9 protein-coding genes are annotated in these 11,666 nt (G+C 71.3%); 2 read left to right on the top strand and 7 right to left on the bottom strand.

Going from position 1 to position 11,666, the window contains the following annotated elements:
* Positions 1–344 precede the first annotated feature (344 nt).
* The gene (gene rox, locus ACFXPL_RS30375; RefSeq protein WP_384925613.1) at positions 345–1,817 is read left to right on the top strand and encodes a rifampin monooxygenase; all 1,473 of its coding nucleotides are present in this window, start codon (positions 345–347) and stop codon (positions 1,815–1,817) included.
* Between the two features lie 36 nt (positions 1,818–1,853).
* Here the strand turns inward: rox and ACFXPL_RS30370 are convergent, their stop codons facing one another.
* From ACFXPL_RS30370 to ACFXPL_RS30360, 3 genes are all read right to left on the bottom strand, one after another.
* A complete protein-coding gene (locus tag ACFXPL_RS30370) occupies positions 1,854–2,444 on the bottom strand; it encodes a TetR/AcrR family transcriptional regulator (protein WP_384925617.1) in 591 nt (196 codons plus the stop codon).
* A gap of 148 nt (positions 2,445–2,592) precedes the next feature.
* Positions 2,593–3,417 carry an ABC transporter ATP-binding protein gene (locus ACFXPL_RS30365; protein ID WP_384925611.1) on the bottom strand — a complete coding sequence of 275 codons (825 nt, stop codon included), beginning with the start codon at positions 3,415–3,417 and terminating at the stop codon, positions 2,593–2,595.
* The gene (locus ACFXPL_RS30360; RefSeq protein WP_384925609.1) at positions 3,410–4,333 is read right to left on the bottom strand and encodes an ABC transporter permease; all 924 of its coding nucleotides are present in this window, start codon (positions 4,331–4,333) and stop codon (positions 3,410–3,412) included. The genes ACFXPL_RS30365 and ACFXPL_RS30360 overlap by 8 nt, the downstream gene beginning before the upstream one ends.
* A gap of 211 nt (positions 4,334–4,544) precedes the next feature.
* On the opposite strand from ACFXPL_RS30360, the gene ACFXPL_RS30355 reads away from it, so the two are divergent.
* The gene (locus ACFXPL_RS30355) at positions 4,545–5,183 is read left to right on the top strand and encodes a TetR/AcrR family transcriptional regulator (protein WP_384925607.1); all 639 of its coding nucleotides are present in this window, start codon (positions 4,545–4,547) and stop codon (positions 5,181–5,183) included.
* Here the strand turns inward: ACFXPL_RS30355 and ACFXPL_RS30350 are convergent.
* The 4 genes from ACFXPL_RS30350 to ACFXPL_RS30335 all read right to left on the bottom strand — a co-directional run bounded on the left by ACFXPL_RS30350 (position 5,090) and on the right by ACFXPL_RS30335 (position 11,498).
* Entirely contained in the window at positions 5,090–7,507 is a 2,418-nt protein-coding gene (locus ACFXPL_RS30350) for a CDP-glycerol glycerophosphotransferase family protein (RefSeq protein WP_384925605.1), read from the bottom strand. The two genes, ACFXPL_RS30355 and ACFXPL_RS30350, sit on opposite strands and share 94 nt — an antisense overlap.
* A 187-nt stretch (positions 7,508–7,694) precedes the next feature.
* Positions 7,695–8,648, bottom strand: a complete 954-nt coding sequence (locus ACFXPL_RS30345) for a carbohydrate ABC transporter permease (protein ID WP_384925603.1) — start codon at positions 8,646–8,648, stop codon at positions 7,695–7,697.
* Complete coding sequence (locus ACFXPL_RS30340) at positions 8,645–10,069, bottom strand: carbohydrate ABC transporter permease (RefSeq protein ID WP_384925601.1); 1,425 nt, start codon at positions 10,067–10,069, stop codon at positions 8,645–8,647. Before ACFXPL_RS30340 ends, ACFXPL_RS30345 begins: the two co-directional genes overlap by 4 nt.
* Positions 10,070–10,073: 4 nt before the next feature.
* Positions 10,074–11,498 carry an ABC transporter substrate-binding protein gene (locus tag ACFXPL_RS30335; RefSeq protein ID WP_384925599.1) on the bottom strand — a complete coding sequence of 475 codons (1,425 nt, stop codon included), beginning with the start codon at positions 11,496–11,498 and terminating at the stop codon, positions 10,074–10,076.
* Between the last annotated feature and the right edge of the window lie 168 nt (positions 11,499–11,666).

Below are 11,666 nucleotides of genomic sequence, written 5' to 3'. Positions count from 1 at the left end.
CCTGGGCTCGGACATGTATATAATAGACAGGCTCATCGCGAGCCGGGCGCCCCTGGCGTTTGCGCGTGTGGACGGAAGGCGGCGGCCGGCGGGCGGCGGAGCCAAGGGAACCAGGGGAGCCGACGGAGCCAAGGGCAACGGAACCAGGGCTTCGGGGAGGGAGAGACGGGTGCACGCGCCGGTACCGGCAGAGGGTGCACCGCGGGGGAGTCGACGTCAGACCGGTGACGGACTCCTTTCCACTCTCAACGTATAGCGCACCGGGGGGCTTGCGGCAAGACCCCGGTCATGCCGCAGAATCACCAGCCGAAGCAACAGCGTGTGGAAGTAAATGGGGGTTTTTCGTGATCGACGTGATCATCGCCGGCGGTGGGCCGACCGGACTGATGCTGGCCGGCGAGTTGCGGCTGCACGGGGTGCGCGTGCTCGTGCTGGAGAAGGAGACGGAGCCGACCGGGCAGTCCCGCGCGCTCGGGATACACGTGCGCAGCATCGAGATGATGGACCAGCGCGGTCTGCTGGAGCGGTTCCTCCCCCTCGGCGAGCAGTTCGCGGTCGGCGGTTTCTTCGCCGGCCTCGGTACGACGTGGCCCGAGCGGCTGGACACCGCGCACTCGTACGTCCTCGCCATACCGCAGACCACCACCGAGCGCCTGCTGACCGAGCACGCCACCGGACTCGGCGCCGAGATCCGGCGCGGCTGCGAGCTGGTGGGGCTGAGCCAGGACGAGGACGGGGTGACCGCCGAACTGGCCGACGGTACGCGGGTACGGGCCCGTTACCTGGTCGGCTGCGACGGTGGCCGCAGCGCGGTGCGCAAGCTGCTCGGCGTCGGCTTCCCCGGTGAACCCAGCAGGGTCGAGACGCTGCTGGGCGAGATGGAGTTGACCGCGGAACCGGAGGAGATGGCCGCCGTGACGGCGGAAGTCCGCAAGACCCATTTCCGGTTCGGCGTCATGCCCCTCGGGGGCGGGACGTACCGCGTCATCGTGCCCGCCGAGGGGGTGGCCGAGGACCGTACGGTCGCGCCGACCCTTGAGGAGTTCAAGCAGCGGCTGCGGCACTTCGGTTCCACCGACTTCGGTGTGCACTCACCGCGCTGGCTGTCGCGGTTCGGTGACGCCACCCGGCTGGCCGAGCGCTACCGGACGGGCCGGGTGCTGCTGGCCGGCGACGCGGCGCACATCCACCCGCCGACCGGCGGACAGGGGCTCAACCTGGGGATCCAGGACGCGTACAACCTCGGCTGGAAACTGGCCGCCGAGGTCAACGGCTGGGCGCCGGAGGGGCTGCTGGACAGCTACCACACCGAACGGCACCCGGTGGCCGCCGCCGTACTGGACAACACCCGCGCGCAGATGCTGCTGCTGTCCCACGAGGCGGGTCCGCAGTCGGTGCGCCGGCTGGTGGCGGAGCTGATGAGGTTCGAGAACGTGAACGAGTACCTGATCGAGAAGATCACCGCGATCGGGGTCCGCTACGACCTCGGCGAGGGGCATGAACTGCTCGGCCGGCGGCTGCGGGACGTGGAGCTGAAGCGGGGGCGCCTCTACGGGCTGATGCACGGCGGCCGGGGGCTGCTGCTCGACCAGACCGGCCGGCTCTCGGCGGCGGGCTGGGGGGACCGGGTCGACCACGTCGTCGATGTCAGCGAGGAGCTGGACGCGCCCGCGGTGCTGCTGCGGCCGGACGGACATGTGGCGTGGGTCGGTGACGACCAGGCGGAGCTGCTCGGGAGCCTGTCACGGTGGTTCGGCGCCGCCACCGGAGACGCCGCCATTGGGGACGTCTCCACCGCAGGCGCCGTCGCCGGGTGAGTACGCGGCCGGCGCCCGGCCGGGCGAGAGCCGCGGTCAGCGGGGGAGGCGCAGCCCCGCGATGAGGAGTTCGACCAGGCGGCGGGCGTCGTAGCGGGGGTCGCTGTCCGCGCCGATGCAGAGGTTCCCGACGCCGCGCATCAGCTCCAGGGCCGTCAGGTCGGACCGGATCTCGCCGGAGGCGGCCGCGGCGTCGAGCAGCTGGGTGCACACGGGCACGAGGCGGTCGAGGAAGTAGGCGTGCAGCGCGTCGAAGCCGGTGTTGTCGGACCGCAGTACGGCGGCGAGTCCGTGTTTGGTGACCAGGAAATCGACGAAGAGGTTGATCCACTGTCCCAGTGCGGCGTGCGGGGTGGCGCCGGTCGACAGCAGGGCCGGGCCGGCCTCGGCGCAGGCCTCGACCTGGTGCCGGTAGACGGCGATGATGAGGTCGGCGCGGGTCGGGAAGTGGCGGTAGATCGTGCCCACGCCCACGCCGGCCTCGGCCGCGATGTCACGTACGGGCGCTTCCACGCCCGAGGTGACGAAGACCGCGGCGGCGGCGTCGAGCAGCGTCTCCTTGTTGCGCCGGGCGTCCGCCCGCTTGGAGGGGACCGCGTGCCCCGCGCCCTTGTCGCCGTCGCTCACCATGCCGCTCCCTCCGCCGCCGGTCCCGTCGAACGGAACAATGTCCCAAAAGGCACTTCCGGAACAAAGTTCCGTTTGTCCATCATGTCAGAGTGGGGCCCGGCGGCCAAGCCTCGCACCGCCGCCCGGTTGCTTCGGGGCGGGGCCTCTACTTCTTCTTGTTCCCGCCGGTGCTCGTGAACTCCTCGTACGCCGCCACGACCTCCTCGGCCGTGCCGTCCATCCGCAGCGTGCCCGACTCCAGCCACAGCGCCCGGTCGCAGGTCTCCAGGATGGACTTGTTGCTGTGGCTGACGAGGAAGACCGTGCCGGCCTCCTCGCGCAGCGCGGCGATCCGCTCCTGGCTGCGGCGCTGGAACCGCGCGTCGCCGGTGGAGAGCGCCTCGTCGATCAGCAGGACGTCATGGCTCTTGGCAGCGGCGATCGAGAAGCGGAGCCGGGCGCCCATGCCCGAGGAGTACGTCCGCATCGGCAGCGAGATGAAGTCGCCCTTCTCGTTGATCCCGGAGAAGTCCACGATGTCCTCGTAGCGCTCCCGCACCTGCTCGCGCGTCATGCCCATGGCCAGCCCGCCGAGGATGACGTTGCGCTCGCCGGTCAGGTCGTTCATCAGTGCCGCGTTGACGCCGAGCAGCGAGGGCTGGCCACGGGTGAAGACCCGGCCCCGGCTGGGCGGCAGCAGCCCCGCGACTGCCTTGAGCAGCGTCGACTTCCCGGAGCCGTTGGAGCCGATGAGGCCGATCGCCTCGCCCTTGTACGCGGCGAAGCTGACGCCCTTGACCGCGTGCACCTCGCGCGCCCCGGGGGTGGACCCGCGGGAGAGGATCCGGCTCAGCGCGGAGGTGGCGCTGCCCTTGCCGCCCTTGGTGCCGTGGACGGTGTAGGTGATGTGCACGCCGTCGACGACGACGGTGGGGACGGGCTCGGGGGCGGCGCCCGGCTCCGGGGTGCGTTCCGTGTACGTATCAGCCACGTCCGTACTCCTCCTCGGCCTTCCAGAAGAACAGGAAACCGCCGACACCGGCGACCAGCGCCCAGCCGACGGCGACGGCCCAGACGTGGGCGGGCAGTTGGGCGGCGGTGAAGCTGTCGACGAGCGCGAAGCGCATCAGGTCGATGTAGACGGCGGCGGGGTTGCACTGGAGCGCCACCGTGACGAGGTGCGGTACGTTCTCGCCCTTCGTCACCCGGTCCACGCTCCACATCACGCCGGAGACGTACATCCAGGTGCGCAGCAGGAACGGCATGAGCTGCGAGATGTCCGGGGTCCTGGCGGCCAGCCGTGCCAGCGCCATCGAGACGCCGGTGTTGAACACCGCCTGGAGCGCGAGGGCGGGCAGTGCCAGCAGCCAGCCGGGGTCCGGGAACTCGCCGAAGCAGGCCAGGATCACCACCAGCGCGCCCAGCGAGAACAGCAGTTGCTGGAGCTGCTGGAGGGCGAGTGCGATCGGCAGGGCGGCGCGCGGGAAGTGCAGGGCCCGTACGAGACCGAGGTTGCCGGAGATCGCGCGGGTGCCCGCCATGATCGAGTTCGAGGTGAAGGTCCAGATGAAGACGCCCGTCACCAGGAACGGGATGAAGTCAGGGATGTCGCGCTTGGTGTCGAGCAGCACCCCGAAGATGAAGTAGTAGACCGTCGCGTTGAGCAGCGGGGTCATGACCTGCCAGATCTGGCCGAGCTTGGCCTGGCTGTACTGGGCGGTCAGCCGCGCCGTCGCGAAGGCGGTGATGAAGTGGCGCCGCGACCAGAGCTGCCGCAGGTAGTCGGGGAGCGAGGGGCGGGCGCCGCTCACGGTCAGGCCGTGCCGGCGGGCGAGGGCCCCGAGGTCGGTCTCCCGTACGGAAGCCGCGGAGGTGACCGATGGTGGCGATGGGGTCGATGAGTCCAATGGGTCTGTTGGGTCCGGTGGTGTCGCTGTGATCGTCTGGCTCTGGCTCACAGGTGTCGCTTTCGACGCTGGCGGGGATGGTCGACTCCACCCCCGACGACGGAACGGGGCCGTATCGTCGCAACGCCAAAGGTAGGCCCGGTCACGTCGCAACGCAACCGTATCGTCGTTACGTGGTAGTAGCGCCGGGCCGCCGCTATGCTCGGTGGTGATGACTACGGACCCGCGCACGCGTCCCGGCACCACCACGGACCCCCGCGCCACCCGCCGTGTCCCGGCCGGCGCCGCCGTGCTCCGGGAGGACGTGACCGACGCCATCCGCGCCGCCGTCTTCGAGGAGCTGGCCGCGGTCGGGTTCGCCCGGATGTCCATCGAGGGCATCGCACGGCGCGCGGGCGTCGGCAAGACCGCCGTCTACCGCCGCTGGAAGTCCAAGCTGGAGCTGGTCCTCGACCTGGTCTCGGCCTTCGCCGCGCAGGGGCTGCCCGCTCCCTCGACCGGTTCGCTGTACGGAGATGTGCGCGCCCTGCTCGAAGTGGCCTCGCACGCCCTGCGTCACCCGGTCGCCTCGCAGGTCATCCCCGACCTGCTGGTGGAGGCGGCCCGTCACCCCGAGATCTCCGACGCGATCAGGACGGCACTGCTGGACGGCCAGCGGGGCATCGCCGCCGTGATCGTCCGCGAGGCCGTCGGGCGCGGCGAGCTGCCCGAGGGCGCGGACGCCGACCGGGCGCTGGACCTGATCGTCGGACCGCTCTACTGGCGGCTGGTCGTCGTCCGCTCCACCCTGCCCAAGGGGTATCTGGACGATCTGGCCGCCTCGGCGGTCGCCGCGCTCAGCCGGGCCTGACCCGCTTTTACGGCGGCACCGGCCGGGGCGGCACCGGCCGGGCCCGCGTCCCGCCGCGGGCCCGCGGTCTCCGGGGCGCGCCCGAGGAACACATGGCGTACGACCCGCTCCGCCGCCCGCCCGTCGTCGTACGGACAGAACCGCGCCCGGAACGCCGCCCGCAGCTCGGCGGAGCGCGAGCCGCGCCAGTGGCCCGAGGTGAAGATGTCGGTCAGCTCGTCCTGGGTGTGGGCGATCGCGCCCGGCGGGCAGGCCCGCAGGTCGAGACAGGTCCCCCTGGCCGCCTCGTACGCCTCAGGGTCGCCGTGATGGAGGACGACCGGCCGGTCGAGGCCCGCGTAGTCGACCATCAGCGACGAGTAGTCCGTGAGCAGCGCGTCGGAGGCGAGACACAGGGTCTCGACCGACGGATGGGCGGACACGTCGACGATCCGGGGGTGCGGCGGCCACGGCACCGGCGCACCGTACGCGGGGTGCGCGCGCACCAGCAGCACGAAGCTCGGGCCCAGCGACCGCACCAGCCGCTCCAGGTCGAAGGGGAGGCGCTGGGTGCGGCGGTAGTCGCGGTACGCGGGGGCGTACAGGACGGCCGTGCGCCCCTCGGGGACGGAGAGGGTCTCCCGCAGCCGTGCGACGTCGGCCGCCGTGGCCCGCCGGAAGGCGTCGGCGCGCGGGCTGCCGTACTCCAGCGTGGCGGCGGGCGAGGGGCAGGCCCGCTCCCGTACCAGCGTGGAGTGGCGGTTGGCGGAGAGCGAGTAGTCCCAGCGGGCCGCGTCGGCGAGCAGCCGGGCGATGTCCGTGCCGCGCGCGGCGGCCGGCCGGTCCAGCAGATCGATTCCGGTGGAGCCGACCGGTGTCCCGTCGTGGGTCTGGAGCAGGATCTGCCCCCGCCGCTTGACGAGCCGGGTCTCGAAACCGGCGTCGCTGACCAGGTAGCGCGAGCGGGCGAGCGCGGTCCAGTGCGCGAAGGAGCCGGCGCGCACCCGGCGTGCGCCCGTCGGGACCCGGTGCGCGTGTGCGGGGTCGGTGATCCAGGAGGTGCGCAGGCCCGGGACGAGTTCGCGGACGGTCTCCTCGATGGCCGCGGGGTCGCCGCCGTACCCGTACACCGGCTCCCGGTCCGTGGAGCGCCCCGCTCCGTGGGAGGCGAAGACCGCGCGGTCGGCGCGGACCGGCAGCCGCCGCTGGATCCCGTAGTGCAGCCGTAGTGCGACCGCGCGGGCGGTCCGGCGCGCCGCCCTCGCGCCCCGGGCGACGCGCCCGCGCACCGCCCGCGCGGCGCGCACCACGGCGTACGTACGGTGCGCGCCGAGCCGGAGCAGCAGGGTGTGGCGGGGCGGGGCGTACGCCTCGGCGCCTTTCGGCGCGGGTGAGGTGCGCGGGGCGCGGTAGCGGCGGTGGTGGGCGCGCGCCGCGCGGAAGAACGCGGCGCGGGCCCGGCGCGGCAGCACCCCGTCCGGCGACGAGAGCGCCGAGAGCGGTACGTGCGGTGTGTGTGGTGCGTGCGGTGCGTGCCGTACGTGCGGTACGAGTCCGGCGAGCGCCGCCAGGTGGTCGAGCATCCGCCGGTGCATCACCGGACGCCAGCGCGCCAGCGCGGGCCGCGCGTCGACGAAGGCGAAGACCCGCTCGTACGCGGCGAAGACGTCCAGCGGGCCGGCCGGCTCCGCCGCCTCGTACCGGTGGCGCAGCCGTACGCACACCCGGTCCAGCGTGGCGATCGTCCCGGCCGTCATCAGCGCCGGGTAGGTCCAGGCGAGGTCCGCGTGGTGGCCGGCGGGGAAGGTGAGCCCTTCGCGTTGGACGAACTCCCTGCGGTACGCCTTGTTCGCCGCGGTCATCAGATACGTCAACAGCCCCGGCCGGTCCGCCAGCCGGAACGCGGCGGGGCCCTCCGCGCGCCGGGCGAGCGGCGCGGCGAAGGCGTTCCGTACCGCCTCGCCCGTCCGGTCGTACGTACGGACGTAGTCGTGGACGAGGACGTCGGGACCCTCCGTCTCCCTGAGCCGCTCCCCGATCCAGCCGAGCGCGCCCGGTACGAGGGTGTCGGCGCCGTCGAGGAAGAGCACGTAGTCGCCGGTGGCGCGGGCGAGCCCGGCGTTACGGGCCGGTCCCGGGCCCGCCCGCACGGGGAGCCGGACGGCGGTGACCCGGGGGTCGCGGGCGGCGAACTCCTCGATGATCGCGCCGCAGGCGTCCGTCGATCCGTCGTCCACCGCGATGAGTTCGAGGTCGTCGTGGGCCTGGGACAGCACGGACTCCAGGCACTGCGTCAGATACGCCTGGACCTGGTGCGCGGGGACGATGACGCTGAACCGGGGCATGGCCCGGGAACGGCCGGTACGGCCAACTGGTTACGCGGGGCGTGGCATTCGGGGGACAGGCAGCACATCTGTCCTGTGGGGGGCGGGTGTTGGGCAGTGGAGCGAGCGCTGGAAGGGAGAGGGCCGGGGCGCCGTCCTCATGGACGTCGACCCGGCCCCTCCTCTGCCAACCACACCGATTCCGCGCCTACTTGACGGCTCCGGCCATCACGCCCTGCACGAACTGCCGCTGGAAGGCGAAGAACACCGCCAGCGGGATCACCATCGAGACGAACGCTCCGGGCGCCAGGACGTCGATGTTGTTCCCGAACTGCCGCACCTGCTGCTGGAGCGCGACCGTGATCGGCGGGTTCTTCGAGTCCGCGAAGATCAGCGCCACCAGCATGTCGTTCCAGACCCAGAGGAACTGGAAGATGCCGAGCGAGGCGATCGCCGGTCCGCCGAGCGGCATCACGACCCGGGTGAACAGCCGTACCTCACCCGCCCCGTCGAGCCGCGCCGCCTCCAGCAGCTCCCTCGGGATCTCCGCGAAGAAGTTGCGCAGCAGGAAGATCGCGAAGGGCAGACCGAAGGCGACATGGAAGATGATCACGCCGAAGGTCGTCTCGAAGATGCCGATGGCGCCGAACAGCTTGGCGACCGGTACGAGCGCGACCTGCACCGGGACCACCAGCAGCCCCACGACCAGCAGGAACCACCAGTCGCGGCCGGGGAAGTCCATCCAGGCGAAGGCGTATCCGGCGAGCGAGCCGATCACCACGACCAGGAGCGTCGAGGGGACGGTGATCATGATCGTGGAGAACAGCGAGTTGGTGATGATGTCGTTGTCGAGCAGCCGCGTGTAGTTGTCGGCGGTGAGCTGCGCGGGCGCGGTGAACACCTTCCACCAGCCACTCGCGTTGATGTCAGCCGAGTCCCGCAGCGACGAGATGAACAGGCCGATCGTCGGCATCAGCCAGAACAGGGCGACCAGGACCAGGAAGACCCGGGCGGCCCCGCCGCCCGCGCGCGCCGCCATGCGGCTGCCCAGGGACTCCTTCGCCGTGTCCGTCGTCGCCGCCTTCGCCTTCGCCGGACCGGAGCCGGAGCCGGGACCGGGTTCAGGACCGGGGTCCGCGTCCAACGCCGTCGTCGTGGTCATCGTCGCGTCTCCCTTCGCATGCGCCGTACGTTGAAGAGCATCACCGGGATCACCAGCAGGAGCAGCAGTACGGCGATGGCGCTGCCGATGCCGAGATCCGCGTCCGTGCCGAACGACGAGCGGTAGAGCTGGAGCGCCAGCACGTTCGCGTCGGCCTGGGACGACCCCGGCGGGATGATGAAGACCAGGTCGAAGATCTTCAGCACGTTGATCATCAGCGTCACCATGACGACCGCGAGGACCGGGGCGAGCAGCGGCACGGTGATCCGGCGGAAGACCTGCCATTCGGTCGCGCCGTCCACCCGGGCCGCTTCCATGAGCTCACGCGGCACGCTCGCCAGCCCTGCCGCGATCAGCACCATCGCGAACCCGGCCCACATCCACAGATAGCTGCCGATGATCGCCGGGGTGACCAGGGTGGGGCCGAGCCATTCCACCCCGTTGTACGGCTCCTTGAAGTTGGCCGCTGGCAGTTGGAGGCGGGCCCCGTCGGCCGCGGCAGGCAGGCTGAACGTACCGTCGGCGCCGGCGGTCGTGGAGGCCACGACCTTGCCGTCCTTGACCGCCTCCACTTTGAGGCTCCTGAGCCCGAGCTCCTTCGGGTCGATGACGTTCGGTTTCCCGCCGCCGCCCGGGGTGAAGTCCAGCCAGGCAGTGCCGGTGACCCGGCCGTCCTGCGGCTGCGCGGCCTTGGCGGGCCGCGCGTCGGAGGGCATCTTCGCCGGGGCGACGCCGACCAGCGGGAGCAGCACCTCCGTACCGGCCGCGACGGGATCCTTGGTCACGAACGATCCGCCGCCGCCCGCCTCCAGTGGATGCACGGGCAGCGGATGCGCCTTCGGATACCCCGCCGACTCGCTGAACGTGTCGTGCACCCCGACCCAGACCGCGTTGGCGACCCCGCGGGCCGGGTCCTGCTCGTACACCAGCCGGAAGATGATGCCCGCCGCGAGCATCGAGATCGCCATCGGCATGAAGACGATCAGCTTGAACGCCGTTCCCCAGCGCACCCGTTCGGTGAGTACGGCGAAGATCAGGCCCAGCGCGGTGGCGACGGTCGGGGCGACCACCACCCAGATCGCGTTGTTCTTGACGGCGGTCAGGATGGTGTCGTCGGTGAACAGCTCCACATAGTTGTCGAATCCGGCGAAGTTCGCTCCGGACTTGTCGAAGAAGGACCGGTAGACGGAGAAAACGATCGGATACACCACGAGCGCGCCCAGCAGCACCAGCGCGGGCAGCAGGAAGCCCGCCGCGACGAGCTTGCGCGTGCCGGTGACGCTCCTGGGGCCGCGCCCCTTGGGGGACGCGGGGGACGCGGGGGACGTGGAGGACGTGGAGGACTTACGGGACGGATCCGCCGGGGCGGACGTGGAGGCGGGCGGCGGCGTGGCGCCGCCCTCCGGGGTCGCCGTCGTCACCGCGTCAGCTCTTGTACGCCTTGGCCGCGGCGGCTTCCAGCTCCTGCTGGACCCCGGCCACGTCCTTCGGGTTCTTCAGGAAGTCCTGGAGGGACTTCCACTCGCCCTTGCCGGGCGTGCCGCCGAACGACTGCGGCATCTGGTCGGACATGTCGAAGCGGAAGTCGTCGCCCGCCGCGATCAGCGCCTTGGCGATGTCGCGCTGCACGTCGTTCGGGTACGAGGCGACGTCCAGCGACTTGTTCGGCGAGACGAAGCCGCCCGCCTCCGCCCAGATCTTCGCGGCGTCCGTGGAGGCCAGGAAGGTCAGCAGCGCCTGCGCGCCCTTGGTGTCCTTCAGCGCCACGGCCGCGTCGCCGCCCGTCACCACCGGCGAGTCGGCGCCGACCGCCGGGAACGGGAAGACCTTCGCGTCCGTACCGATCTTCGCGTCCGTCTCCCCGATGTTGACGCTGACGAAGTCCCCCTCGAAGACCATCGCGCCCTTGGGCTGGTCACCGCCGGTGAACGTCTGCGTGACGGAGGCGGGGAACTCCGTCTGGAGCGCGCCGTCCGTGCCGCCCGCGATCAGGGCCGGCTTGCCGAAGAGCTCGCCGAGCGTGGTGAGCGCGTCCTTCACGGACGGATCGGTCCACTTGATCTCGTGCTGCGCGAGCTGGTCGTACTTCTCCGGGCCCGCCTGGGAGAGGTAGATGTTCTCGAACCAGTCGGTGAGGGTCCAGCCGTCCGCGCCGCCGACCGAGACGGGCGTGACACCGGACGCGGAGATCGTCTCGGCCGTGGAGAGGAATTCCTTCCAGGTCTTCGGGACGGAGGCGCCCGCGTTCTCGAACGCGGCGTTGTTGTACCAGACCAGCGACTTGTTGGCGGCCTTGAAGTACACGCCGTACTGCGTGCCGTCCACCGCGCCGAGGTCCTGCCAGCCCTTGCCGTAGTTCTTGGCGAGCTGTGCCTTGACCTCGGGGCCGGCGGGCTTGGCCCACTTCTTCTCCACGGCCTGCTGGATGGCGCCGACCTGCGGGAGCATCGCGATATCGGGCGGGCTGCCGCCCGCGATCTTCGTGCCGAGGAAGTTGACGATCGGGTCCTGGGCGGGGACGAAGGTGACCGTCGCCCCGGTCCGCTTCTCGAACTCGGCGAGAACCTTGGTGAAGTTGGCTTGTTCCGCACCGGTCCACACGGCGGCGACCTGGATCTTCTCGCCGTCCAGCTTGGGGAGTTCGACCGTCACCGCGGCCGGCTTGCTCGCGCTGTCGCCCGAGCCCTTGCCGTCGTCGTCGCCGGAGTCGCCACCGCAGCCGCTGAGGGCCAGGGCGCCGACGGCGGCGAGGGCGACGGCGGCCCGGCGGGTCCCGTGGGCCGTCCTGCCGTCGCCACCGATGCCTGTGCTCTTGCCAAGCGCCTTGGATGCTCTGCGAGTTGTGCGCATCACTGCCCCGTCTCTCTCCCGTATGCGTACGGATCTACGCGCGTGGGACCGGCATCGCGGCATGACGTGGCGGCGCTGCTCTCGTCCCGTGGGCACAGTCCTACGCCGGGTGACGAGGGGCCGCAATACCGGGTTGGGTATGAACGATCCAATCGTGATGGGCTCGTG

The organism is Streptomyces sp. NPDC059092 (genome assembly GCF_042756365.1).
Taxonomy (GTDB): Bacteria; Actinomycetota; Actinomycetes; order Streptomycetales; family Streptomycetaceae; genus Streptomyces.
The sequence above is the reverse complement of the archived record's forward strand: the minus strand, read 5'-3'. Positions and strand labels throughout refer to the sequence as shown.

Bases quoted from the DNA above. Each gene is read 5' to 3' on its own strand.
- ACFXPL_RS30355 (WP_384925607.1), top strand. From the start codon at position 4,545: ATGACTACGGACCCGCGCACGCGTCCCGGCACCACCACGGACCCCCGC.
- ACFXPL_RS30350 (WP_384925605.1), bottom strand. From the start codon at position 7,507: ATGCCCCGGTTCAGCGTCATCGTCCCCGCGCACCAGGTCCAGGCGTAT.
- ACFXPL_RS30345 (WP_384925603.1), bottom strand. From the start codon at position 8,648: ATGACCACGACGACGGCGTTGGACGCGGACCCCGGTCCTGAACCCGGT.
- ACFXPL_RS30335 (WP_384925599.1), bottom strand. From the start codon at position 11,498: ATGCGCACAACTCGCAGAGCATCCAAGGCGCTTGGCAAGAGCACAGGC.